This is a genomic window from Rubrimonas sp., assembly GCF_036788415.1.
Taxonomy (GTDB): Bacteria; Pseudomonadota; Alphaproteobacteria; order Rhodobacterales; family Rhodobacteraceae; genus Rubrimonas.
This window is the reverse complement of the sequence record NZ_DAIQNN010000004.1, coordinates 25,620-50,873: the sequence shown is the minus strand read 5'-3', so window position 1 is coordinate 50,873 and position 25,254 is coordinate 25,620. Positions and strand designations below refer to the sequence as shown.

The following is a 25,254-nucleotide window of genomic DNA, read 5'->3' as shown; positions in this document are numbered from 1 at the left end:
CATGACCGACCGTCTCGCCTTCGTCGCCGGCGCCTCCCGCGGGCTCGGCTGGGCCTGCGCGCGTGAGGCCGCGCGCCGCGGCTTCCATGTGATCGCGCTGGCCCGCACGGTCGGCGGGCTCGAGGAACTCGACGACGCGATCAAGGCCGAAGGCGGCGCCGCCACGCTCACGCCGCTCGACCTGACCGACGACCCCGCCCTTGAGCGCCTCGGCGCCGCCATCGCCGAGCGCTGGGGCAAGCTCGATCTCTGGCTGCACTGCGCCGCCTTCCCGCCGATGCTCTCGCCGACCCCGCACGCCTCGGCCGAGGATTACGACAAGGCGATGGCGATCAACGCCCGCGCCCCGCAGCGGCTGATCCGATCGCTCGACCCGTTGCTGCGCGCCGCCCCCGCCGCGCAGGCGGTGCTGATGGACGACCCGCGCCCGAGCCGCGCCTTCTTCTCCAGCTACGCCGCCTCCAAGGTCGCGGCGCGAGAGATCTGGACGTCATGGGCGCTTGAATCGAAAGCCACGGCGCTCCGGGCGATGCGCGCATGTCCTCCCCCAATGCCGACGGCGCTGCGCGCCCGCTTCTATCCCGGCGAGGACCGCGCCGCGCTCACCCGACCCGAGACGGTGGCCGCCGAGCTGTTCGACGCGCTGGAGGCCAAGCCCGAGGCGAACGCCGAGATCGATCTGCGTCACTTGTCGGCGTAAGGATTGTCCGACTTGCGGTAGCTGAAGCGGATCGGCGCGCCTTCGAGCTTGAAGTCGCGCCGCAACCCGTTGACCAGAAAACGCGTATAGCTTTCCGGCAGGTCCTCGGGGCGCGAGCAGAACGCCACGAAGCTCGGCGGCCGCGCCTTCACCTGCGTCATGTAGCGCAGCTTGATCCGCCGCCCCGACGGCGCAGGCGGCGCGTGCTCCTCGAGCTTCGCGGCGAGCCAGCGATTGAGCTTCGCCGTGGGGATCCGCACGTTCCACGCCGCGTGCGCCCGGATCACGGCCTCGCGGAGCCGGTCGAGCCCCTGCCCGGTCAGCGCCGAGACCGTCACCAGCGGCGCGCCCTTGAGCTGCGGCAGCAGCCGGTCGAGCTCCTCGCGCAACTGCTTGAGGCGCTGAGCCTTTTCGGCCTCGAGATCCCATTTGTTGACGGCGACCACCACCGCCCGCCCTTCGCGCTCCGCCAAATCGGCGAGCCGCAGATCCTGCGTCTCGAAGGTCGAGCCGACCTCCAGCAGCACGACCACCACTTCCGCGTAGCGGATCGCCCTGAGCGCGTCGCCCACGGAGAGTTTTTCGAGCTTCTCCTGCACCCGCGCCCTCTTGCGCATCCCCGCCGTGTCGAAGATGCGGAAGACCCGCCCGCCCCACTCCACCTCCAGCCCGATGCTGTCGCGGGTGATCCCCGCCTCCGGGCCGGTCAGCAGACGCTCCTCGCCGAGAATGGCGTTGACCAGCGTCGATTTGCCGGCGTTGGGCCGCCCCATCACCGCGATCTGGATGGGTCGCGGGGCGTCGGGCTCGGCTTCGTCCTCAGCATCCGCGCCATGAGCGTCGACGAAAGGCTGCAGCGCCGCATAAAGCGCCTCCATCCCCTCGCCATGCTCCGCCGAGAACGGGATCGGCTCGCCGAGCCCCAGCGAGAACGCCTCCATCGCGCCGGCGATGCCCTGCCGCCCTTCGGCCTTGTTGGCGCCGAGCAGCACGGTCGCGCCGCTGCGGCGCAGCAGATCGGCGAAGACCTGATCCTGCGGCGTCACGCCCGCGCGCGCGTCGATCACGAACAGGCAGATGTCGGCCTGCGCCACCGCCCGGTCGGTCAGCTTGCGCATGCGGCCCTGAAGCGAGCCTTCCTCGGCCTCCTCCAGCCCCGCGGTGTCGATGGCGGTGAAGCGCAGGTCGCCGAGCCGCGCATCGCCCTCGCGCAAGTCGCGCGTCACGCCCGGCTGGTCGTCCACCAGCGCGATGCGCTTGCCGACGAGCCGGTTGAACAGGGTGGACTTGCCGACATTGGGCCGGCCGACGATGGCGAGTTTCAGCGACATGCGCCGGGCGATACGCGATCGCCGGCGCGGCGTCCAGTTGGCGCGCGCTCAGCGGAACGCGAACAGGTCCCCGGCGTCGCTCAGGACGTAGAGAACGCCGCCGGCGACGACCGGCCCTAGCGTCGCCCCGCCCGGCAGCGGCGCTTCCGAGAGCTGCGCTCCGGTCTGCGGATCGAAGGAGAGCAACCGCCCGTCGCTCGACGTGACATGCACTGCGCCGCCGGCCAGCATCGGCCCCCCATAGCTGATCAGGTCCTCCCGGTCCTCCGGGTCGCCCCATTTCGGCAGATCGGTCGCCCAGAGCGTCTCGCCGGTCGAGGCCGCGAGCCGGAAAAGCCGCGCGTCGACGCTCATCGCGAAGAGCGTGGCGCCCGCCACCCAGACCGGCGAGGTCGAGCCGATGTCGCGCGTCCAGCCGCGCGCCCCGCTGCGCCCGTCGATGGCGAGCATGAGGCCGGCCTGATTGCTCGCGAAGACCGCGACGCCCGCCATCACCGGATCGCCCGAGACGTCCGCGATCTCGGTCATCGCCGAGCCCCGCCGCCCGCCGCGCAGCGCGTCCGACCACAGCCGACGCCCGTCCACCGCCCGCACCGCGATCAGCTCGCCCGATGCGAAGGGCAGCACGGCCACCGGTCCGCTGATCGCGGGGCTCGCGCCGCCGAGAAAGCCCGCCCCCCCGGTCGCCCCGGAAACCCGCCACCGCAGATCGCCGGTCGCGGCGTCGAGGCCGAACGCCGTGTTGTCGCGCGTCGCCGCGACCACGAGCCCGCCATCCACCGCCGGCGCAGCGCGCATCGGCGCGCCGAGGTTGCGCCGCCAGAGGACCTCTCCGGTCGCCGCCGAGAGGGCGATCACCTCGCCGAATCCGGTCGTCGCGATCACGCGCCCGTCGATCTCCGCGAGCCCGCCGCCGAAGCCGTCCGAGGCGTTCTGGCCCTCTGGCGCGATCTCCGCGCGCCAGATGCGCGCCCCGCTCGCAGCGTCATGAGCCGAGACGTCCGCCGAAGCGCCCAGCGCGAAGACGCGCCCGCCCGAGACGATCGGCGCGGCGGTGATCCGCGCGTCGCCCCGCGCGCCCGACACCGCCGAGACGCGCCAGAGCTGCGTCGGACGCGTCGGCCCGGCGAGATGCCCCGGCGCGCGGTCGGGCGTGGCGTTGGGTTGCGGCCAGTCCGCATTGAGCGCGGGCGGCGCGATGGCGGAGACCGCCGCCGCGAGCTCGGGCGAGGCGATGCGCGGATCGGGCGCCGCCCGCACCGGAACGCGCGCGCCGGGCAGCGGCGGATCCTCGTCGGAGAACCCGGAGCACCCCCCCAGCGCGAGCGCCGCCGCGAGCAGAGCCGCCCGCGCCCGACGCGTCGGACGCGCCCGCTTCGTCGTCGCCAGCGCGCTCATTGGACGCCTCCGAGCAGGCCCCACAGCGCGCGCACCCGCTCGCGCATCGCTTCGGTCGCCGCCGGATCGGCCGCGACCGCGTCGAAATCGGCCCGCGCGCCGGCATGGTCGCCCACCGCCAGCAGCGCCGCCCCCCGCGCCTCGAGCGCCAACAGGCGGAACGCGGAGTCGGGCCCGGTCAGCGGCGTCAGCGCGGCGGCGGTCGCTTCCGGCCCAAGCGCCTCCGCGTTCAGCACTGCAGCGCGAAAGGCTGCGAATTGCGCGAGCGGCAGGGGCGCCGCCGGGGCCTCCGCGATCGCCGCATAGCGCGCCGCCGCCTCGGCGAAAGCGCCCGACTCCGCGAGCGCCGCCGCCGCGCCGAACTCCGCCGCCAGCGCAGGCCCCGCCGGCAAGGCGTCGACAGCCGCCGCGTAAGCCTCCGCACGCTGCGTCGCGTCCGGGGAGCGCGCCGCCGCGATGAGCGCAGCGCCTGCGCGCCGCGCCGCTTCCTCGTCCCGATGATCGAGCCATTGCAGCGCCGCCGTCGCCGCCACCGCCGCAACGACGGCGCCGATCGCGAACGGCCCATAGCGCTTCCACAGGCGGAACATCCGGTCGCGGCGAACCTCTTCGGTCACCTCATGGATGAAACTGTCGGCATCGCTCAAAGACTGGACCTCCTGCGTTCGCGGGCGACCCTACAAGCGGCGATGCGCGTCGCCAAGACCCCCGGATCTCGGGCGGCCCATGGAAATCCGACGCCGCCGGCTATATGTTTCGAGATGTGCACCGCAACATGACGGACCGGACTCAAATGCCCTCCCCACCGCGCGCGCCCTCCGCGCCGCTGCGCGCAGCGCTCGCCCTGCTCTGCCTGCTCGCGCCGCCCGCAGTCGCGCAGGACCTCGGGGGCGCGACCCGCGTCGTTGCGCTGCGCAGCGCCGCGCAGCCCTATGCGGAGGTGGTCGCCATCCGCGGGCGCACCGAAGCCGACCGCCGCGTCGAGCTGCGCGCCGAACTCTCGGGCCTCGTCATCTCCACGCCGATCCGCAAGGGCGCGCAAGTGAAGGCCGGCGACGTGCTGTGCCGGCTCGACCCCGGAGAGCGGCCCGCGGCGCTCGCCGAGGCCGAGGCCGAGCTGCGCCAGGCGGAAGCCGAAGTCGCCGCCTCGCGCCGGCTGTCCGAGCGCGGCTTCACCGCCGAGACCGAGGCGCTGACCCGCGAGGCGCAGCTCGAGGCGGCGCGCGCCCGCCTGCTCCGCGCCCGGATCGACCTCGATCGCCTCGCCATCGTCGCGCCCTTCGACGGCGTGCTCGAGACCGACACCGCAGAAACCGGCGGCCTGCTCCAGCCCGGCTCGCTCTGCGCCACGCTGCTCGCGCTCGACCCGATCGCGGTCGTGGGCTACGCCGCTGAACGCGACGTGGACCGGCTGACCGTCGGCGCTCCGGCGCAGGCGCGGCTCGTCACCGGGAGGCGCATCGAAGGCGACATCCGCTTCGTAGCCCGCTCCGCCGACGAACAGACCCGCACCTTTCGCGTCGAGATCGCCGCCCCCAATCCCGACCTCGCGATCCGCGACGGCATGACCGCCGAAATCACGGTCGCCCTGCCGCCGCGCGCGGCGCATTTCGCGCCGCAATCGGCGTTGACACTCGACGATGCGGGCCGGCTCGGCGTGCGGCTGGCCGTCGAGGACCGCGCGCGCTTCGCCCCTGTCGAGATCCTAGCAGACGTCCCGGACGGCGTCTGGCTCGCCGGGCTGCCGCGCGACGCCGCGATCATTGTCGTCGGTCAGGAATTCGTGGACGATGGCGCGCCGGTGGCGCCGAGCTACGTCGCTGAGGACGCGGTCGAAGCGCTGCGGCGGGAGCTTCCATGACCGGACTGATTTCATGGGTGGTCGACCGGGCGCGGATGATCGCCGCGCTCGCGATCTTCTCAGTGGTCGCGGGGCTCGTCGCCTATGTAGGCCTGCCCAAGGAGGGCAGCCCCAACATCGACATCCCCGTGCTCTACGTCTCGGTCGGGCTGCCCGGCGTCTCCGCGACCGACGCGGAGCGCCTACTCGTCAAGCCGATGGAGGCCAAGGTCCAGGGGATCGAGGGCCTCAAGAAGATGACGGGCATCGCCTCGGAGGGGCACGCCAGCCTTCTTCTCGAATTCGATTTCGACTGGGACAAGACCAAGACGCTCGCCGACGTTCGCGCCCTGATCGACGAAGCCAAGGCCGAGATGCCAGACGACGCGCTCGAGCCGACGATCAAGGAGGTCAATCTCTCCGCGCTGCCGATCCTGATCGTCTCGCTCTCGGGCGACGCGCCGCAGCGCGCGATGCAGCGGCTCGCCAAGGACCTCCAGCGCGAGATCGAGGCGCTAAAGCCCGTGCTCGAGGCCGGCCTCGCCGGCGAGCGCGAGGAGCTTGTCGAAGTCCTCGTCGATCCGCTGCTGCTCGAAGCCTATGACGTGACCGCCTCGGAGCTGCTCGCCATCGTCTCGCGCAACAATCGCCTCGTGGCCGCCGGCGCGATGCAGAGCGAGAGCGGCCGCTTCGCAGTGAAGCTCCCCGGCAACTTCCAGTCGCCGCAGGAGATCCTCCAGACCCCCGTGCGGGTGAACGGCGACCGGATCGTGACCATCGGCGACATCGCCACGATCCGCCGCACCTTCGACGACGCCGAAGGGACCGCCCGCTTCAACGGCGCGCCGACCGTCGCGCTGCAGGTCAAGAAGCGGACCGGCGAGAACCTGATCGACACGGTCGATTTGGTGAAGGCGACCGTCGAGCGGTCGGTCGCGGCCTGGCCGTCCGCGCTGCAGGCCGCGGTGTCGGTTGCCTACTCGATGGACGAGTCCCGCCAGGTCAAGGACATGGTGCGCCAACTTGAGGGCTCGGTGATGCTGGCGGTGACGCTGGTGATCGCGGTCGTGGTTCTCACGCTCGGCGCGCGCTCGGCGCTGCTGGTGGGCCTGTCGATCCCGCTGTCGTTCCTGCTCGCCTTCGCCCTGCTCGGGGCGTTCGGCATGACCGTCAACAATATGGTCATGTTCGGCCTGATCCTCGCGGTCGGGATGCTGGTGGACGGCGGCATCGTCGTCGCAGAATACGCCGACCGCCGCCTCTCAGAAGGCGCCGAGCCCGACGAAGCCTACGCCGAGGCCGCGCGGCGCATGTTCTGGCCCATCGTCAGCTCGACGGCGACCACCCTGTCGGCCTTCCTGCCGATGCTGTTCTGGCCGGGCGTGCCGGGGCAGTTCATGGGCCATCTGCCGATCACGCTGATCTTCGTGCTCTCCGCCTCTCTGATCGTGGCGCTGATCTATCTGCCGGTCATCGGCGGCGGCGTCGCCCGCGTGTCGGCGGCGCTCGGGCGCGGCGCGCGCGGGCTCGGCGGCGTCGTCGGCCTGCGCAGCGCGTCCCGCCCGCGCCCCCTCGCGCCTGCGCCGGGGCGCACCCTGTTCGGACGCGTCCTGTCGCTCGTCGTGACCAACCCCGTCGGCCCGTTCCTCGGCATCGCCGGCGCGGTCGCCGCCATGATCGGCGTGTTCGCGATCTACTCCGAACATGGCCGCGGCGTGGAGTTCTTCGTGGACACCGAGCCCGAGCGCGCCATCGTCCATGTGCGCGCCCGCGGCAATCTCGCACTCGCCGAGAAGGATCGGCTCGTGCGCGCCGTCGAAAGCCGCATTCTCAGCGTCGAGGGCGTCGAGGCCGCCTTCGCCTTCGCCGGTTCGGGCGGGCTCGAGAAGATGGGCGACAGCGGCCCCAAGGATGCCATCGGCCAGATTCAAATCGAACTGGCGCCCTGGGGAACCCGCCCGCCCGGCGACGACATCCTCGCCGAGATAGGCCGCGTCGGCGCGCTCGTGCCCGGCGTCTTTGTCGAGATCGCCGAACAGGCGGACGGGCCCGAGCAGGGCAAGCCGATCCAGATCCGCGTCGAAGCCGAGGACTGGGAGCGCCTTCTGAGCGCCACGGCCGAGATCGGCGCCCGCCTGCGCGGCGTCGAGGGGCTCGTCGACGTCGACGACACGCTGCCTCTGCCCGGCATCGACTGGGAAGTCCGCGTCGACCGCGAGGCCGCCGGGCGCGACGGCGCCGACATCGAGACCATCGGCGCCATCGTCCAGTTGGTGACGCGCGGCGCGCTGCTCGACACCATCCGCCCCGACGACAGCGACGAGGAGATCGACATCCGCGTCCGCTTCCCCGCCGACCAGCGCCTGCTCTCGACCTTGCGCGGGCTGAACCTGCGCACCGAGAAGGGGCTGATGCCGCTCGGCAATTTCATCGAGATCGTCCCCGCCCCGGCGCTGGCCGAAATCACCCGCCTCGACGGGCGGCGCTTCCTGCTGGTCAAGGCCGACGTGGCGCCCGGCGTCAACGTGAACGAGCGCATCGCCGCCATCTCGTCGATGCTCGCCGCCGACCCGATCCCCGGCGTGATAACGACGTTCCAGGGCGATCAGGAGGAACAGGCCGAAAGCCAAGCCTTTCTGATGAAAGCCTTCGCGGCGGCGCTGGGGCTGATGTTCGCGATTCTTCTGGCGCAGTTCAACAGCCTCTACAACTCGGTTCTGGTCCTGAGCGCGGTGGTGATGTCCTTCACCGGGGTGATGATCGGGATGATGGTCATGGATCAGACTTTCTCGATCATCATGACCGGCACGGGCGTCGTCGCGCTGGCGGGCATCGTGGTCAACAACAACATCGTTCTGATCGACACCTATCGCGAGTTCTCGCGCACCATGCCGCCGCTCGAGGCGATCCTTCGCACCGGCGAGCAGCGCATCCGCCCGGTTCTGCTGACGACCATCACGACCATGGCCGGCCTCGCGCCGATGATGTTCACGGCGAGCATCGACCTCACTGCGCTGGGCGCGGGACTGCGCGACCTTCTGGGTGGCGGTTTGTTCACGGTCGCGGGATGGGCCGCGTTCCGCTCCGACGTGATGACCGTCGGAGCGCCGGCGGCGCTATGGTGGGCGCAACTCGCCACCGCCGTGGTTTTCGGACTGGGCTCCGCGACCGTGCTGACGCTGGTCGTCACGCCCGCCGCGCTCGCGGCGCGCGTCTGGTTCTGGCGCGGCGTGGCGGCGCTCGGGGCCGGCGCCGGCCTCGGGCCCTCGCGGGCCGAGCGCGCGCTGCGCCGCTGGGCCCGCCGCACCGCGCCCCCCGACATCCTTTGGGACGTCGAGGAGCCGCCGGCTCCGCCGCGCGTCCTGCCGCCGCGCGCCTACGCCGACGCGGCGGAGTGAGCGCCCGACGCGCGAGGCCGCGGCCTCACGCGTCCTGCGTCTCCCGCTCCGTCTCCTGCATCCGCCACATCGCGGCGTAGCGCCCCCCTCGGGCGAGCAGCTCGGCATGCGCGCCGCGCTCGACGATCCGGCCGGCCTCGAGCACGACGATCTCGTCGGCGTCCACGACCGTGGACAGCCGGTGCGCCACGATCAGCACGGTGCGGTCGCGCGCCAGCGCGCGCAGCTCGTCCTGGATCGCCCGCTCGGTCGCCGTGTCGAGCGCCGAGGTCGCCTCGTCGAGGATCAGGATCGGCGGGTTCTTCAGGATGGTGCGCGCGATGGCGACGCGCTGCTTCTCGCCGCCCGACAGCTTCAGCCCGCGCTCGCCGACGACGGTGTCGTAGCCCTGCGGCAGCCGCGCGACGAAGTCGTGGATGCTGGCCGCCTTCGCCGCCGCCTCGATCTGCGCCTGGCTCGTCGACTCCGCCCCATAGGCGATGTTGTAACCGATGGTGTCGTTGAACAGCACCGTGTCCTGCGGCACCACCCCGATGGCCGCCCGCAGGCTCTCCTGCCTCACGTCGCGCACGTCCTGACCGTCGATCCGCACGGCGCCCGAGGTCGCGTCGTAGAAGCGGAACAGCAGCCGCGAAAGCGTCGACTTGCCGGCGCCGGACGGCCCCACCACCGCCAGCGTCCGCCCGCCCGGAATGACGAAGTCCACGTCACGCAGGATCTGGCGGTCGGGGTCGTAGGAGAAGTCGACATGCTCGAAGCGCACTTCGCCGGCCCCCACATTCAGGGGTCGCGCGTCTGGCCGGTCCACCACTTCCGCCGGGTGGTCGAGCAGGCGGAACATGTCGGACATGTCCACCAGCGCCTGCCGGATCTCGCGATAGACCGTGCCCAGGAAGTTCAGCGGCAAGGTGATCTGGATCATGTAGGCGTTGACCATGACGAAATCGCCGATGGTCAGCGTCCCCGCCATCACCCCCTGCGCCGCCATCGCCATCACCGCCGCAAGCCCCGCCGTGATGATCAGCGCCTGACCCGCGTTCAGCGCCGCGAGCGACGTCGCCGTCTTGACCGCCGCCGCCTCGTAGCCGGCCATCGCCCGGTCGTACCGCTCAGCCTCGCGCGACTCGGCGGTGAAGTACTTGACCGTCTCGAAATTCAGCAGGCTGTCGACGGCCTTCTGATTGGCGTCGGTGTCCTCGGCGTTCATCTTCTGGCGGATCTTCACCCGCCATTCGGTGACCCGGAAGGTGAACGCCACATAGAGCGCGATGCAGACGAGGATCGCCGCGAAATAGCGGACGTCGAACACCCACAGGAAGATCGCCGCAACCATCGCCAGTTCGAGGATCAGCGGCCCGATGCTGAACAGCAGGAAGCGCAGCAGGAAGTCCACGCCCTTCACCCCGCGCTCGATGATCCGGCTGAGCCCGCCAGTGCGCCGCGTCAGGTGAAACCGCAGCGACAGCGCGTGGATGTGCCGGAACGTCTCCAGCGCGAGCCGCCGCAGCGCGCGCTGGCCGACCTGGGCGAAGACCGCGTCGCGCAGCTGCTGGAAGCCAACCGAGGCCAGCCGCGCCAGCCCGTAGGCCAGCACCAGCCAGACCGGGACCGACAGCAGCAGCGCCTCGCGATCCGCCCCCGAAGCGTCGAGCGCGTCGACCGCGAACTTGAACACCGCCGGCGTCGCAACGGTCGCGATCTTGGCCAGCACCAGAAATCCCAGCGCCGCAAGCACCCGCAGCTTCGCCTCGCGGTCGTCCGTCGGCCACAGATAAGGGGCCACCCGGCGCAGCACACGAGTCTCGATCTCGGCGCGCGGAGGGGCGCCCGCGCTGGATGCGCGCATGAACAGGCTCCTGAAATGGCCCGCCGGTCAGGGACTCGACGCGGCCGTGGGAAGTTCGAGGATCTGGCCGGGATAGATCAGATCGGGATCGCGGATGCGGGCGCGGTTGCTGTCGTAGATCACCGTGTAGCGCAGACCCCGTCCATAGACCTGCTCGGACAGTTTCCACAAGCTGTCGCCGGGCTGGACGACGATGCGATCATCCCGCGGCGCGTCCTCGCTCGGCGCGGCGCGCTGGAATGGAGTTTCGATCCGGCTGAGGACGCTCCCCTGCGGCCCGAGCTCGTCCACCCGCAAGGTATAGTCGCCCGGAGCGAGCCCTTCCGCGCCCTGCGCCGTCCAGTCGCCATCGGGCGAGGCCGTCGTCTCGGCGATGACCGTCGCGCCGGCGTAGATGCGCACCCGGCTGTCGGGGCTGGCGCGGCCCTGCATGGTGACGGCGCCCTCCGGCGAGTATGAGAGGATGTCGAGCGTGACCGGCCCGTCCTTCGGCTTCTCCGGGGCTTGCAGCAGCGCCACGCCCTCGGGTCCGGCCTGGGCGACGATCGGCGGTGCGGCGTCGGGGCGGTCCTCCTGCGGCGCCGTCACGAAGACGGGTTCGCGGCTCAGCCGCTCGCCGAGCTCTCCCGTGGCGCGCAGATCGAGCCGGATCAGCCCGCCGCCCTTCGGCAGATCGAAGGTCGCGACGAAGGCCCCCGACCCATCGGCTGTGACGCGCGCCGCCGCGGAGGAATCGAGCAGGACCTCCACCACGTCGCCGGGGTCGGTCGATCCCGCGACCAGCGTCGCGCCGTCGGGTTCGACGCGGACCAGATCGAAACGCGGAGCCGTCGCGGGAGCCTCCCGCGGATCGGACGGCGGCTCCGCCGCAGGCGGCGGCGGCGGCGGCGGCGGGACCGCCGCGCTCGCCGGCGCCTCTGGGGCGTCGATCCGGCGCATCTCGATCGCCGCCAGCACGCCGGCGGCGACGACGGCGACGATGGCGAGGCCCAGCAATACTCTTTTCACGCCGCTCATTTCCGGCCTCCGGAACGCGACAGCGCGCACGTGATCGTCGGCTGGTCGCGTCAGCCCGACAGTTTAGCCGCATTGCGTCGCCACTTCAAATTCTTGCTGCAACGCGATAGGGCTCGGGAAAAACCGCAACGGAGTCGCCCCATGTTTCCCCATCCCGTCGAGAGCGTCTGCGTCTATTGCGGCTCGCGCCATGGCGACGATCTCGGCTTCACCCATGCGGCGCGCGCGCTCGGCGCGGGGCTCGCCGAACGGGGACTGCGGCTGATCTACGGGGCGGGCGACGTCGGTCTGATGGGCGAGGTCGCGCGTTCGACGATGGCGGCCGGAGGAAAGGCGGTCGGGGTGATCCCGCGCCATCTGCTTGACATGGAGGTCGGCCTGCGCGACCTCACGGCGATGATCGTCACCGACACCATGCACGAGCGCAAGAAGATCATGTTCGCCAACGCCGACGCGGTCGTGGCGCTGCCCGGCGGCGCCGGGACGCTCGACGAACTTATCGAAGTTCTGACCTGGAGGCAGCTCGGCCTGCACGACAAGCCGCTGATCCTGGTCGACGTCAACGGCTACTGGCGGCCCTTCATGGATCTTCTGCGCCATGTCGTGGCGCATCGCTTCGCCTCGGAGACGCTGCTCGACTTCCTCACCCTCGTCCCCGACGCCGAGGGCGCGCTGCATCTGCTCGCCCGACGCTGAGCCGGTCGCGCTCGGCGCTCAGATCAGCTGGCCCGCATCCAGCCGGACGACGCGGTCCATCCGCGCCGCGAGGTCCGGGTTGTGGGTGGCCACAAGCGCCCCGGCCCCTTGGCCGCGCACCGCCGACAGCAGCACGCCGAACACCACATCGGCCGTCGCCGGGTCGAGATTGCCCGTCGGCTCGTCGGCCAGCAGCAGGCGCGGGCGATTGGCCAGCGCCCGGCAGATCGCCACGCGCTGCTGCTCGCCCCCCGACAGCTCCGAAGGGCGATGCCCCAGCCGAGCCTCCAGCCCGACCGAAGCCAGCAGCGCCCGCGCCCTGCCCTCCGCCTCCGCCCGGCCGGCGCCTGAGGCGCGCTGCGGGATCGCGACGTTCTCCAGCGCGGTGAACTCGGGCAGCAGGTGGTGGAACTGATAGACGAAGCCGACCGCTTCGCGCCGCAGCGCCGTGCGCGCCGCGTCGCCCAACGCGCTCGCCTCCACGCCCCCGATGCGCACCGTCCCCGCATCCGCCCGGTCGAGCAGCCCCGCGATCTGCAGCAACGTCGACTTGCCGGCCCCCGACGGCGCCGTCAGCGCCACGATCTCGCCCCGCGCAACCCGCAGATCGACGCCGCGCAGCACCGCGAGCGCCGCGGCGCCCTGCCGATAGCTGCGCGCGACCCCCGTAAGCTCCAGCGCCGGCGGCGCGCCCTCACTCACGCCGCAACGCCTCGACAGGGTCGAGCCGCGCCGCCCGCCAGGCGGGATAGAAGGTCGCCAGAAACGACAGCCCCAGCGCCATCGCCACCGTCGCCGCGAGGTCGCCCGCCCGCAGCTCCGCCGGAATGTCGCTCAGCACCCGGATCGAGGGGTCCCAGACCGACCCGCCGCTCAGCGCCTCCACCCAGCCCTGCACAGTCTGGATGTTGAGCGTGAACGCCACGCCCAGCGCCACCCCAAGCGCCGTGCCGACGACGCCGATAGAGGCGCCGCAAATGAAGAACACCCGCAGGATCGCGCCCCGCGTCAGCCCCATCGTGCGCAGGATGCCGATGTCGCGGTTCTTGTCCTGCACCAGCATGATCAGCCCCGAGACGATGTTGAGCGCCGCGACCAGCACGATCAGCGTCAGGATCAGGAACATGGTGTTGCGCTCGATCCGAAGCGCGTCGAGAAAGCCGCCATTGGCCTGCTTCCAGTCCCAGAAGCGCACCGGCTGGCCGATGGCGTCGCCAATGGGGCCGCGCATCCGCTCGACCCGATCCGGCTCGGCGACCATGATCTCCAGCCCGTCCACCGAGCCCTCGCGGTCGAAGAAGAGCTGCGCGTCGTCGAGCGCCATGAACACCAGCGAGCGGTCGTACTCGTGCATCCCGACCCGCACCACATAGGCGACCGGATAGCTGCGCGAGCGCAGCGACCGCCCGAACGGCGTCGCCAAGCCATTCGGCGAGATCAGCGTGATCGAATCCCCGACCGACAGCCCCAGCGCATCCGCCACGCCCCAGCCGATGGCGACGCCCGGCCCGACATCCTCGAGCCGCCCCATCCGCGATTCGGGCTCGGCGAGAGCCGGCAGCGAGGCGAGGTCCTCGGGTCGGTAGGCGCGAACCAGCACGCCGGAATTGCCGCGCGGCCCTGAGGCCATCACCTGCCCCTCAAGCACCGGGGCCGCACGGACGACCCCCGGCAGCGCTGCGACCCGCGCCGCCGCCCCGACCGGATCGGCGAAGCCCTGGGGCCCGGGCGTCGCCATCACATGCGCGTTGGCGCCGAGAATGCGCGCCACCAGCTCGTCGCGGAACCCGTTCATCACACTCATCACGATGATCAGCGTCGCGACGCCGAGCATAATGCCCACGAGGCTGAACCCCACGATGGCCGAAATCGCCCGTTCGCGCCGCCTAGCGCGCAGATAGCGCCCGGCGATCATCCACTCCAGCGCCGAAAAGGGCCCCGCCGCGCGCTCAGCCATAGATCGCCTTCAGCCGCGCCACCGCCGCGTCGGGCGTCAGTTCCTCGCTCACGCCCGTGCGTCGGCAGGTCAGCTCGACAACCCCAGAGGCGAGGCCCCGCGGCCCCACCGTCACCCGCCAGGGCAGACCGATCAGGTCCATCGTGGCGAATTTCGCCCCCGCCCGCTCGTCGCGGTCGTCGTAGAGCGGCTCGAGCCCCGCTGCGACGAGCTGCGCATAGAGGCTCTCGCAGGCCGCATCCGCCGCCGCATCCCCCTGCCGCAAGTTGACGACCCCGACGTGGAAAGGCGTCACGCCTTCCGGCCAGACGATGCCCTTCTCGTCATGGCTCGCCTCGATGATCGCGCCGACCAGCCGGCTGACGCCGATGCCGTGGCTGCCCATCTCGACCGGAACCCGCGCGCCAGCCTCGTCGACCACCACCGCGCCCATCGGTTCGGAATACTTGGTCCCGAAATAGAAGATCTGCCCGACTTCGATGCCCCGGCCCACCTTGCGGCGCGCCTCCGGGATCGCCTCGAACAGCGCCGGGTCATGCGTCTCGTCGGTGCGGGCGTAAGGCGTCGTCCACTCCGCCTTGATCGCCTCGAGCTGGGCGCGGTCGCCGTAATCCACCGCTCGGTCGCCGAGCTTCAGATCGACGATGGCGCTGTCGTAGAACACTTCAGACTCGCCGGTCTCCGCCAGCACGAGGAACTCATGCGTGTCGTCGCCCCCGATCGGCCCCGACGCCGCCCGCATCGGGATCGCCGTGAGCCCCATCCGCTCATAGGTCCGCAGATAGCTGACCATGTGGCGGTTGTAGGCGTGCAGCGCGTCCGCCTTGGTCAGGTCGAAATTGTAACCGTCCTTCATAAGGAACTCGCGGCCGCGCATCACCCCGAAGCGCGGGCGCACCTCGTCGCGGAACTTCCACTGGATGTGGTAGAGCGTCAGCGGCAACTGCTTGTAGCTGCCGACATGGGCGCGGAAGATGTCGGTGATCATCTCCTCGTTGGTCGGCCCGTAGAGCATGTCGCGCTCGTGGCGGTCGCGGATGCGCAGCATCTCCGGGCCGTAGGCGTCATAGCGCCCGCTCTCGCGCCAGAGCTCTGCGGGCTGGAGCGTCGGCATCAGGACGGGGATGTGGCCTGCGCGTTGCTGCTCCTCGTGCACGATCTGCTCGATCCGGCGCAGCACCTTCAGCCCCAGCGGCAGCCAGGAATAGATCCCCGCCGCCGCCTGCTTGATCATGCCCGCCCGCAGCATCAGCCGGTGCGAGACGATCTGCGCTTCGGCCGGGGTCTCCTTCAGAACGGGGAGGAAATAACGGGTCAGGCGCATCGGCGGGCTCCACAAGGCGGCGCGGACGCGGCGAAGGCCGCGCACGCGCGGGGTTTAGGCCAAGCCCCGACGCCGCGCAACGCGCTCCGAAGGCGCCACCCAGACAGATTTGAAAGGCTGTTTATTAGGCGGGCCTGATCAAAAAAACGACAGGATTGCGACAATGCGCTCGACTCGGCGGGCGCGGTCGGGTAATAAACTTTCGCAAAGGGTCCAGCGAGGCTCAAGTCTAGGGGGGAGCGGCTCGCAAGCGTGCGGGCCGTTTTCTTTTGATGACTTACGCCACGACGCGCGGCGTCCGCCCCAGCGCGTCGGCGAGCGCGCCAAGCCGTCGCGCCACCAGTTCGCCGTTCAACCGATGCGCGCTCGGCCCCAACGTCAGCGAGACCGCGCCGTCGTCCAGCGTCAGCGCCGCGTCGGCGAGCGCGCCGGGGGTCGAGGCCGACAGCATCGCGCCGAGCCGCATCGCCCGCCCGAGCGCCTTGGCGCGCTGGCGCCCGTCATCCGCCATCAGCGCCAGCGCGCGCTCGATCTCGGGCGGGCGCATCGGACCGCCGCCGCCATAGCGCTGCATCAGCGCATAGCCCAGATAGACGCGGTCCGCATGGTCGAGCCCGGCGAGATTGGCCCGCGTCACCGTCTCGAAACAGCTGGTCGCCCGATAGTCGGGATGGGCGCGCCAGTTGACGTCGTTGAGCAGGCAGGCCGCCCGGTTGAGCCGCCGCTCGCGCTTGGTCCATTCGGCGGCGAGAGGCGCGCTCCAGCGGGCGAGTTCCTCCCCGAAACCGGGGAAGCGCGCCTGCGTCGCCTCCAGCACGCGCGCCGCCTCGATCAAGGGGTCGCGGTCGCGCACTTCGGGCGGCAGCTGTTCGAAATAGGCCCCCTCGCGCAGCCCGAATGCCGAGATGGCGAGGCGCGCCGGCGCGAGAACCGCCAGCATCCGCGCCAGAACCCGCGCCGCCAGCGGCGCCGTCGTCGCGCGCGCAGCGGAGACGCCGGACAGCGCGCGCAGCGCCTCGGGGCTTTGCGCGGCGACCCACTCCGCCGCCTCCGCCGCCGCATCCGCCTCGATCGCATGGCCATGCAGCACATGCAACGGATGGCCCGTCCGCGCCATCTGGATGCGCGCGAAGGCGCGCCAGGCGCCGCCGACCAGATGCAGCGTCCGCCCCCGCACATACGAGGCCATCGCGCTGCGACGCAATTCGCCGTCGATCGCCTTGGCGAGCGCCGCCCCGCTCAACCCGTCGAGCCTCTGCGGCCCGAGCGCCAGCGTCGTCCGCGCGCCGACCGCGCCGCCGCCCAGCGCCGCGAGCTCCATCGACGATCCGCCCATGTCGGCCATCGCGCCCTCGGCTTTCGGCTCGCCGACCAGCACGCCCAGCGCCGACAGCCGCGCCTCCTCGTCGCCCGAGATCACGCGCAGGCTCAGCCCGGTGCGCCGGCGGACTTCGGCGCAGAAATCGGCTCCGTCGCGCGCCTCGCGCACCGCCGCGGTCGCCACCGCGTCGAGCCCGGCGACGTGCATGCGCCGCGCCAGTTCGCTGAAGCGGCCCAGCGTCTCCAGCGCCCGCGCCACCCCCTCGGGATCGAGCGCCCCGGTGCGCGCGATCCGCGCCCCGAGACCGCAGGCGACTTTCTCGTTGAAGAAATAGGCCGGCGCCCGCCCCGCCCCGTCGAACACCACCAGACGCACGGAATTCGAGCCGACGTCGATCACCGCGATCCGACCTTGCGCGGCGCCGGGGCGCGCGAAGGAAGGCGGCGCGTCCGCGAAGAAGTCGCCCTGCCTGCTCACGCCGTCTCCGCCGTCCGCCCGCATCGTCCTTCGGCCCGCGCGCAGCTTGCATGGCGCGCTCGCACGGTCAACCGTCGCGCCCGCCCGCCTCCGGTCGCCCCGCCGCCGGGATCACGTCCACCGCGACCGTCAGCTGATGGGTCCCGCCGCCCAGCACCACGCCGGTCACCGGGCCGACGTCGCCGTAATCGCGCCCCCAGGCGCAGGTGACGTGTTCGAGGCTCGGCGAGAGGTCGTTGGTCGGATCGAACTCGACCCAGCCGTCGTCGGGGCCCCAGACGGCGACCCAGGCATGGCTGGCGTCGGCGCCGACGAGCCGCTCGCGACCCTCCGGCGGGCGGGTCAGCAGATAGCCAGACACATAGCGCGCCGGCGCGCCGAGCGCCCGACAGCAGGCGAGGAACACATGCGCGAAATCCTGACAGACGCCGCGCTTCAGCGCGAAGGCCTCGCGCGCCGTGGTGTGCGCTTCCGTCGCCTCGGGGTCGTAGGCGAAATCGGCGTGGATGCGCGACATCAGATCGCGCGCCGCGGCGAGCAGCGGGCGGCCCTGCGAGAAGCTCTCGCGCGCATAGGCCTCGATGGCGTCGTCGGCGAGGGTGAAGCGCGAGGGGAAGGCGAACTCCGCCGCCTCCAGCGCCTCCGCCCCGGCGGGCGCGCGCAGCCGCGTCGCGACATCCTCCCACGAGGTGAAGTCGAGCGCGGGCTCGGCGGCGCGCAGCGCGACTTCCGAACGCGCCTCGATGGTCAGCTTGGCGTGGTCCTCGCGGATTTCGAGCAGGTGGCCGCTGTTGCCGAAGCCGTCCTTCTCGGCGACCAGCGATCCGATCTGCGGCAGGATCTCGAGCGCGAAGCGGCGCAGCTTCTGGCGCGGCGTCTCGCGCGGGGTCAGCCGCAGGCGGTGGCTCGACAGCGTCACCGGCGTCTCATAGGCGTAGGTGGTGCTGTGGCGGACCGAGTAGATCACGTCTAGGACCTCGCGATCCGGCTGGTCATGATCTCGGTGAGCGCCGGCTCCGCATGGGCGAAATAGGCCTTGGCCACCAGATCGGAGATGTCGGCGAGCCCGATTTCCGCGTCGGCCAGCAGCGCGATCAGCGCAGGGCGCGGGTGGTCGGGATCGGCGAACTCCACCGCGCCCAGCGCGTCCGCGTCGCTCACGCGCAGGGCGGTCAGCAGCTTCAGCGCGATGCGGTGCTCGGCGTTGCGATAGGGCGTCGCGCGCGGCAGGGCGTCGAGCACCTCCTCCATCCGCGCGAGCTGGAACGCCAGACTGCGCGGGTTGGCCTCGTCGAGGATCAGCAGGTCGATGGCCGGCACGGCTTCCGGCGTCGTCAGATAGCGCGCGCGATAGGCGAAGAAGCTGTCGCACAGATGCAGCATGGCGAAGATCGCAGCGGGCTCGTCCGCCCCGGCATGGCCGACCATCGCCTTGAACAGCGCCACGGTCTGCTGCGCCCGCTCGATCCGCCGCCCGAGTTCGAGAAAACGCCAGGCGTAGTTGCGGGTCATGTTCTCGTGGCTCGCCCCGGCGAAGGCGGCGAGGCTGCGGATCGCATCCTCGATCGGCGCGGCCAGCGCGAGCGCGCGGCCCGGCGCCGGCGCGCTCCGCCAGACCGGATCGCCGCACAGCCGGCTCACGTCGCGCCAGGCGTCGCGCGACAGATGCGCCCGCGCGGCGCTGGCGTTCCAGTAGAGCACGTCGAGCGCCTGCCCCAGCCCGTTCGGCTCGTCGCGGTCGAGCGCCAGCAGCGCGATGCGCGCGCGCACTTCGGCGAGCGAGGAGGTCTCGGGCGGCGCCTCCAGCCGCAGCGACAGCAGCCGGTGCAGCAGCGCCGGGTCGCGGTCGGCGCGCGGCGCGTCGATCATCCGCTCCAGCACCGCCTTGAGAACGCGCAGGGTCGCCTCGGCGCGCTCCGCGTTGCGGCCCAGCCAGAACAGATTGTCTGCGACCCGGCTGAGCAGCTCGCGCCCGGTGCGACGCAGATGGGCGGTGCGCTGTCGGCGCGTCAGCAGCGTCGTCGCGGCGGGCTGCGAGCTGCGCTCGGTCTCGCTTTCCACCCAGACGTCCTTGACCACCCAGTCGAGCGACAGCCGCGTCGCCTCCGGAGTCGGCGAGATCGCGGCTACCCCGCCCGGCATCACCCGGAAACCCTCGGGCGCGGCGGTGGCGAAGAGCCGCAAAGCGATCGGCGCCGACGCAAGCTCGCCGCCCTGCAGCGTCGGCGCGACCGACAGCGCCACCGGCGCGCGCGCGACATGCGCCCATCCCTCCCGCCCGAGCCGCCGCGCCAGCGCATCGCGGTCGGCGCGGTCGAGATCTTCGCCGAGCGACCAGCGCGCCGTCTCCTCCAGCACCTGCGCCCGCGCCGCCGGATCGCCCAGCCACAGATGCGGCGCTTCCGCGAGCGCCGGCTCCTCGCCGAGCAGATCGCCGATCAGCCGCGCGCTGAACGGCGCGAGCGCCCGTCCGTCTGCCACCCCGGCCCCGAGCGCATTGGCGAAAGTCAGTTTTCCGAAGCGCGCGGCGCGCAGGATGCCCGGCGCCCCCAGCGCGCCGCCGCCCGGGGCGTAGAGCGGGTCGATCCGCCGCGAGCCGACGCCGCGCAGCAGCACGTCGACCCGCCGAAGCCCCTCCAGCGTCTTGACATGCGCCTCGCCGTCGCGCGCGGCGAGATCGCCCGGCTCGACCAGCGTGATCCCCAGATAGCGCGCCAGATAGGCGTGCGAGAAATAGCTCGGATCGCCGGGTCCGGGAGTCAGCAGCGCGATGCGGCCCTCGGCGCCGGTCTCCTCCTCAAGCGTCTCCTGAAGCAACGCGAAATGCGCGCCGAGCCGGCGCACCCCGGTCTCGGCGAACAGCTCCGGCGTCGCCTGCGCCAGCGCGATGCGGTTGGCGAGCGCCCGACCCGAGCCGTCGGGGCGGTCGGCGTGATCGTCGAGCAAGACCCAGCGTCCGTCCGGCGCGCGCGCCACATCGACGGCGTAGCGGATCAGCCGCCGGCGCGGCGGCCGCTCCCAGCGCGCCGCCTCGCGCAGGAATTCGCGCGACCCGAAGGCGACCGAAGGCGGCAGAGCGCCCGTCGCGATCAGCGTGCGCGCGCCATAAAGGTCGCGCAGCGCCGCCTCGATCATCCGGGCGCGCTGGATCACGCCCGCTTCGAGCGTCCGCCAGTCCTGCGCCGAGATAATGAGCGGCGTCGGGTCGAAACGCTCGGCCCCGCGCGCCGACGCGCCGTCGGCATGGGCGTTGTAGGACAGACCGGATTCGTCGAGCAGCCGCCGCGACTCCGCCGCCGCCTGCGCGCGCTCATGCGGAGCCGCGCGGGTCCAAGCGGCTGCGAAGGCGCGCCAATGCGGGCGCGGCGCGCCGTCCGCGCCCAGCATCTCGTCATGCCGACCCGGCGTCGGCGCGTGACGCTGCTGCGGAGCGGCGAGGTCATCCATGCGGCTTGAAGTCCTTCAGGCTTGGCGCGGGATGCGCCGGCCCAGATAGGGCCGCGATGGTGAACGAAGCGTCGATCATAGTCGCGCGCAACTGTGCAGCGGCGCGCGGGCTCCGTCCAGCGAGTCGACCTCTCAGCCCGCCTCCGCGAGCGAATCGAGATAGATCTCGCGCAGCCGCCGCGCAACCTGCCCCGGCGCGCCGTCGCCAAGCTTCACACCGTCGATTTCGACCACCGGCGTCACGAAGGCCGAAGCCGACGTCATGAACGCCTCCGCCGCGTCCTGCGCTTCGGCGATGGTGAAGGGCCGCTCCTCGACCCGAAGCTGCGCCTCGGAGGCGAGTTTCAGGACCGAAGCGCGCGTCACCCCGTGAAGGATGTCATTCGACAGCTGCCGCGTCACGATCGTCCCGTCGCGCGTGACGATATAGGCGTTGTTGGAGCTGCCCTCGGTGACGAAGCCATCCTGCACGAGCCACGCGTCGTCCGCCCCTGCGTCATGCGCCGCCTGCTTGGCCATCGACGCCGCCAGAAGCTGCACGGTCTTGATGTCGCGCCGCCCCCAGCGCAGGTCGGGCGCCGAGACCACGCGCAGGCCGACGCGCGAGGCCCGCGTCTCGCGCACGTCGCGCGCCTGCGTGAACATCACCAGCGTCGGCGTCGCGCCTTCCGGGTAGAGGAAATCGCGGTCGGCGGCGCCCCGCGTCACCTGCAGATAGACCGAACCCTCCCGCAGATCGTTGCGGCGCACGAGCTCCTCCATCAGCGCCGCGATCTCCGAGACCGGCATCGGCGCCGGCATCGCCAGTTCGCGCAGCGAACGCTCGAGCCGCGCCATATGGCCCTCGTTCTCGAGCAGACGCCCGTCGAGAACCGGCGTCACTTCGTAGATCGCGTCGGCGAACAGGAAGCCGCGGTCGAAGATCGAGACGCGCGCCTCCTCCTCCGGCAGGAACTCGCCGTTGACATAGACGATGCGGCTCATCTCACCCCCAGAGCTCGGGCGACGGCGGATGCGCGCCCGCCTCGTCATAGAGCAGCCCCGGCTCGCGGTCGCGCGCCAGCAGCAGCGGGCCGTCGAGATCGACCACCGCCGCGCCCTGCGCGACGATCAGCGCCGGCGCGATCGACAGCGAGCTGCACAGCATGCAGCCGACCATCAGGCCGAACCCCGCCGCCTCCGCCGCGTCGCGCAGCTTCAGCGCCTCGGTCAGCCCGCCGGTCTTGTCGAGCTTGACGTTGACCATGTCGTATTTGCCGCGAAGCCCCTCGAGCGAGGCGCAATCATGCGCGCTCTCGTCGGCGCAGACCGGCAGGGGCCGCTCCAGCGTCGCGAGCGCCTCGTCGGCTCCGGCGGGGAATGGCTGCTCGACCATCAGCACGCCGAGCGCGACCAGCTCCGGCGCGAGTTCGGCGTAAGTGTCGGGCGTCCAGCCCTCGTTGGCGTCGACCACGATCGGCGCATAGGGCGCGCCCTCGCGCACCGCCCGGATCCGCGCCAGATCGCCCTCGCCGCCCAGCTTGATCTTCAGAAGGCCGCGAAAGGCGTTCCGCGCCGCCTTGCGCCGCATCTGCTCGGGCGGGCCGAGCGAGATGGTGAAGGCGGTCGGCACCGGGGCCGGCGGGTCGCGCCGCGCGATCTCCCAGACGCGCTTGCCCGCGCGTTTTGCCTCGAGGTCCCAGAGCGCGCAGTCGAGCGCGTTGCGCGCGGCGCCCGGCGGCATCGCGCTCTGCAGCGCTTCGCGGTCGAGCCCGTCGGCAACCGCGCCCGCCATGCCGCGCAGCGCCTCCATCACGCCCTCGATGGTCTCCCCGTAGCGCGCATAGGGCACGCATTCGCCCCGCCCCACATGTCCGCCCCGCCGCAGCGTCGCGACCACCACTTCCGCCGTCTTCCGCGCGCCGCGCGAGATGGTGAAGGACCCGTCGACCGGGAAGCTCTCATGCGCGACATCGAGCGTCGCCTCCGCCGTGTCGAGCCTCATTCCAGCGCCTCCGCGATCCGCTCCACGCCCGTGCGCACCGGGTCCACCGCCGGCAGGCCAAGCCGCGCCTCGATCTCCGCGAGACAGGCAGCGGCCGCCGCGTCGTCGAGCGCATGGGTGTTGATCGAGGCGCCTGCGAAGCGCGCCTTCGGATTTGTCAGCCGCGCCGCCGTCAGACACTGCTCCATCACGGTCTCGAGGCTGGGGATCGGATAGTGCGGCAGCCCCCGCAGATGCGTGCGGGTCGGCTCGTGGCAGATCACCAGCGCGTCGGGCTGCGCGCCGTGGATCAGACCCAGCGTCACGCCCGCGAAGGACGGGTGCAGCAGCGAGCCCTGCCCTTCGATCAGATCCCAGTGATCCTCGGGCGCGTCGGGGCTGACCGTCTCGACGGCGCCCGAGATGAAGTCGGCCACCACCGCGTCGAGGGGAACGCCCTCGCCGGTGATCAGGATGCCGGTCTGCCCGGTCGCCCGGAAAGTCGCCGGGCGCCCCCGCGCGCGCAGCGCCGCCTCCAGCGCCAGCGCCGTGTACATTTTGCCGCAGGAGCAGTCGGTGCCCACCGGCAGCAGCCGCTTGCCGCTGCGCTTGCGCCCGTCGCCGACCGGATAGGGACGCTCGGGGCTGCGCACGTCGTGGATGGCGCGACCGCGCGCGCGCGCCGTCTCGGCCAGTTCGGGGATGTCCGACAGACGCTGATGCAACCCCGCCGCGAGGTCGAGCCCCGCCTCCAGCGCCGCCTTGAGGACGGCGACCCAGGACGGCGCGACCACGCCGCCGCGATTGGCGACGCCGACCAGCAGCGTGCGCGCCCCCGCCGAGACCGCATAGCCGACGCTCATCTCGGCGAGCCCGAGATCGGCCTTGCATCCCGGCATGGACAGCTGGCCCAGACAGGCCTCCGGGCGCCATTGCTTGACCCCCAGCGCCACCTTGGCCGCGAGCATGTCCGGGGCGTCGCCAAGGAACAGAAGGTAGGGCTGGCGCAGACTCATGAGGCCCCTCGATCAAATGCAGCGCCTGATCATGCGCAATCTCTGCTGCGGCGCAAGACGGAGGCCGCAGCCCGAGCGGCTTGCGCGCCGTGCGCGCCGCGGTAACATTTCCCTAAGCACGCTCGAAGCGCGGATGGGCGACGGGCCCGACGGGGAGGAGAACATGAAAACCACGACACTCGCATTCGGCCTCGCGATGGCCCTCGCAGCCGGGGCCGCCTCCGCGGAGCCCGCGATGAAAGTCGCAATCCATGTCGACGAGCAGGACATCCAGACGATGGTGATGGCGCTGAACAACGCCGCCAACATCCAGAAATATTACGCCGACAAGGGCGAGGAAGTTCAGATCGAGATCGTCGCCTACGGACCCGGGCTCCACATGTTCCGCAAGGACACGAGCCCGGTCGCCGACCGCATCGAGATGATGGCGATGGAATCCGATTCGATCGCCTTCTCGGCCTGCCTGAACACGGTGGAGTCGATGGAGCGCAAGGAGGACAAGGACGTGCCCCTGCTCGACGAAGTCGCGGTCACGCCCTCGGGCGCCGTGCGGCTGATCGAGCTGCAGAAAGAGGGCTGGACCTATCTGAGACCCTGATCAGGGCGCGCTCCAGAGCCCCAGCGCCGCGCCCTCCGCGGCGATGTCGGCGGGCTCGAAGCCGATCAGCGCGATCAGCCGGTCCCCGTCCTCGCCGGTCAGAAGGAGCCGCTCGACCAGACGCCCGCGCCGCCAGCCCCGCGGCTCGCGCCTGCCGGCGAAAGTCTCGCCGGTAGCGAGCGCGAGCTGCGCGGTCCCGTCCTCGGCGAGCCGCGCGGTGGCGACTGCTCCGCCGGCGTCGCGGAAGACGACCTCGCGCAGATCCGGCTCGCCCTCGACCCCGCGCTCGGCGGCGACCAGCGGGCGCCCGCCGAGCCCGGCGGCGCCTATCAGCCGCGCGCCGACCCCCGGCGCGAAAGCGAAGGCGTCGAGTCGCGCCGTGAGCGCGTCGCCGATGGCGAGCAGCGCGCAGCCGCATTCGGGCGGGGCTCCGACTGCGCGCAGTTGGTCGTGACAGGCCTCCAACGCGGCGCGCGCCGCGAGGGCGTGATCCTCCGGCGCCTGCGCGACGCCTACGGCGCCGGCCGGGCATCGCGCGTCCGGCGCCCCCCGGGCGAGCGCGCGCGGCGCGGCGGCCTCCAGATAGCGGCGCCCCAGCGCCGCGCCGTAGAGAAACGGAGCGGCCTGCGGCTCGATCCGGCGCGAAGCGCGGAGCGCGGCGTCTGCGGGCGCGCCTCCCGCCGGGCCGTGCGCTTCGCCGAACGCAGCCGCGCGCAGCGCCGCCGCCTGCGTCGCGACGGCGGCGGTCTGCGCCGGTGTCGCAGCGATCAGCTCGGGCGGATCGCGCAGCGCGACCAGCGCGCCGGTCCCGCCGGTCCGGCTGGGCGCGTCGCCTCCGGCGCAGCTCGACGACGCGACGACCGAAATCGCGGCGGCGACCGAGAAGAGGCTTCGAACGAGAGGGCGAGAGGAAGACATCGCGCAG

General features: G+C 71.8%; 20 protein-coding genes. 5 read left to right on the top strand and 15 right to left on the bottom strand.

Going from position 1 to position 25,254, the window contains the following annotated elements; genetic code table 11:
* The first annotated feature begins 1 nt into the window (after position 1).
* On the top strand, positions 2–700 hold the full coding sequence (locus V7Q31_RS02040; RefSeq protein ID WP_333832002.1) for an SDR family NAD(P)-dependent oxidoreductase: 699 nt from the start codon (positions 2–4) through the stop codon (positions 698–700).
* On the opposite strand, the gene der is transcribed toward V7Q31_RS02040, so the two are convergent.
* From der to V7Q31_RS02025, 3 genes are read right to left on the bottom strand one after another with little or no spacing between them, the layout of a single operon-like run.
* The gene (gene der / locus V7Q31_RS02035) at positions 685–2,031 is read right to left on the bottom strand and encodes a ribosome biogenesis GTPase Der (protein ID WP_333832001.1); all 1,347 of its coding nucleotides are present in this window, start codon (positions 2,029–2,031) and stop codon (positions 685–687) included. The genes V7Q31_RS02040 and der overlap by 16 nt on opposite strands.
* 48 nt (positions 2,032–2,079) lie before the next feature.
* Positions 2,080–3,429, bottom strand: coding sequence for a PQQ-like beta-propeller repeat protein (locus V7Q31_RS02030; RefSeq protein ID WP_333832000.1), 1,350 nt, complete (start codon positions 3,427–3,429; stop codon positions 2,080–2,082).
* Positions 3,426–4,076 carry a tetratricopeptide repeat protein gene (locus V7Q31_RS02025; protein ID WP_333831999.1) on the bottom strand — a complete coding sequence of 217 codons (651 nt, stop codon included), beginning with the start codon at positions 4,074–4,076 and terminating at the stop codon, positions 3,426–3,428. Before V7Q31_RS02025 ends, V7Q31_RS02030 begins: the two co-directional genes overlap by 4 nt.
* 146 nt (positions 4,077–4,222) lie before the next feature.
* On the opposite strand from V7Q31_RS02025, the gene V7Q31_RS02020 reads away from it, so the two are divergent.
* Positions 4,223–5,290: an efflux RND transporter periplasmic adaptor subunit gene (locus tag V7Q31_RS02020; protein WP_333831998.1), complete on the top strand. Its 1,068-nt coding sequence runs from the start codon at positions 4,223–4,225 to the stop codon at positions 5,288–5,290.
* Positions 5,287–8,667 carry an efflux RND transporter permease subunit gene (locus V7Q31_RS02015; protein WP_333831997.1) on the top strand — a complete coding sequence of 1,127 codons (3,381 nt, stop codon included), beginning with the start codon at positions 5,287–5,289 and terminating at the stop codon, positions 8,665–8,667. Before V7Q31_RS02020 ends, V7Q31_RS02015 begins: the two co-directional genes overlap by 4 nt.
* 25 nt (positions 8,668–8,692) lie before the next feature.
* Here V7Q31_RS02015 and V7Q31_RS02010 read toward each other — a convergent pair whose 3' ends face one another.
* Positions 8,693–10,513 (bottom strand): ABCB family ABC transporter ATP-binding protein/permease, encoded by a 1,821-nt coding sequence (locus V7Q31_RS02010; protein ID WP_333831996.1) that lies wholly within the window; start codon positions 10,511–10,513, stop codon positions 8,693–8,695.
* Between the two features lie 27 nt (positions 10,514–10,540).
* Entirely contained in the window at positions 10,541–11,530 is a 990-nt protein-coding gene (locus V7Q31_RS02005) for a LysM peptidoglycan-binding domain-containing protein (RefSeq protein ID WP_333831995.1), read from the bottom strand.
* 141 nt (positions 11,531–11,671) lie between these two features.
* Here V7Q31_RS02005 and V7Q31_RS02000 point away from each other — a divergent pair, with 141 nt between their 5' ends.
* Positions 11,672–12,226: a TIGR00730 family Rossman fold protein gene (locus V7Q31_RS02000; protein ID WP_333831994.1), complete on the top strand. Its 555-nt coding sequence runs from the start codon at positions 11,672–11,674 to the stop codon at positions 12,224–12,226.
* 18 nt (positions 12,227–12,244) lie between these two features.
* On the opposite strand, the gene V7Q31_RS01995 is transcribed toward V7Q31_RS02000, so the two are convergent.
* The 9 genes from V7Q31_RS01995 to dgcN all read right to left on the bottom strand — a co-directional run bounded on the left by V7Q31_RS01995 (position 12,245) and on the right by dgcN (position 23,731).
* Positions 12,245–12,904 (bottom strand): ABC transporter ATP-binding protein, encoded by a 660-nt coding sequence (locus V7Q31_RS01995; protein ID WP_442976302.1) that lies wholly within the window; start codon positions 12,902–12,904, stop codon positions 12,245–12,247.
* Positions 12,905–12,920: 16 nt separating this feature from the next.
* A complete protein-coding gene (locus V7Q31_RS01990; RefSeq protein WP_333831992.1) occupies positions 12,921–14,183 on the bottom strand; it encodes a lipoprotein-releasing ABC transporter permease subunit in 1,263 nt (420 codons plus the stop codon).
* Positions 14,176–15,507 carry a proline--tRNA ligase gene (gene proS / locus V7Q31_RS01985; protein WP_333831991.1) on the bottom strand — a complete coding sequence of 444 codons (1,332 nt, stop codon included), beginning with the start codon at positions 15,505–15,507 and terminating at the stop codon, positions 14,176–14,178. Before proS ends, V7Q31_RS01990 begins: the two co-directional genes overlap by 8 nt.
* Before the next feature lie 277 nt (positions 15,508–15,784).
* Positions 15,785–17,305, bottom strand: coding sequence for a Ppx/GppA phosphatase family protein (locus V7Q31_RS01980; RefSeq protein ID WP_333831990.1), 1,521 nt, complete (start codon positions 17,303–17,305; stop codon positions 15,785–15,787).
* 67 nt (positions 17,306–17,372) lie between these two features.
* Positions 17,373–18,272, bottom strand: coding sequence for a transglutaminase family protein (locus V7Q31_RS01975; protein WP_333831989.1), 900 nt, complete (start codon positions 18,270–18,272; stop codon positions 17,373–17,375).
* Positions 18,273–18,274: 2 nt separating this feature from the next.
* Complete coding sequence (locus V7Q31_RS01970; protein ID WP_333831988.1) at positions 18,275–20,752, bottom strand: circularly permuted type 2 ATP-grasp protein; 2,478 nt, start codon at positions 20,750–20,752, stop codon at positions 18,275–18,277.
* Positions 20,753–20,884: 132 nt separating this feature from the next.
* On the bottom strand, positions 20,885–21,736 hold the full coding sequence (locus V7Q31_RS01965; RefSeq protein ID WP_333831987.1) for a D-amino-acid transaminase: 852 nt from the start codon (positions 21,734–21,736) through the stop codon (positions 20,885–20,887).
* A gap of 1 nt (position 21,737) precedes the next feature.
* Positions 21,738–22,736, bottom strand: a complete 999-nt coding sequence (gene dgcA, locus V7Q31_RS01960; RefSeq protein WP_333831986.1) for an N-acetyl-D-Glu racemase DgcA — start codon at positions 22,734–22,736, stop codon at positions 21,738–21,740.
* Entirely contained in the window at positions 22,733–23,731 is a 999-nt protein-coding gene (dgcN, locus tag V7Q31_RS01955; RefSeq protein ID WP_333831985.1) for an N-acetyltransferase DgcN, read from the bottom strand. The genes dgcA and dgcN overlap by 4 nt, the downstream gene beginning before the upstream one ends.
* Before the next feature lie 163 nt (positions 23,732–23,894).
* Here dgcN and V7Q31_RS01950 point away from each other — a divergent pair, with 163 nt between their 5' ends.
* Positions 23,895–24,329, top strand: a complete 435-nt coding sequence (locus tag V7Q31_RS01950; RefSeq protein WP_333831984.1) for a DsrE family protein — start codon at positions 23,895–23,897, stop codon at positions 24,327–24,329.
* Here V7Q31_RS01950 and V7Q31_RS01945 read toward each other — a convergent pair whose 3' ends face one another.
* Positions 24,330–25,247: a hypothetical protein gene (locus V7Q31_RS01945; protein WP_333831983.1), complete on the bottom strand. Its 918-nt coding sequence runs from the start codon at positions 25,245–25,247 to the stop codon at positions 24,330–24,332. It lies immediately after the preceding gene.
* Positions 25,248–25,254 lie beyond the last annotated feature (7 nt).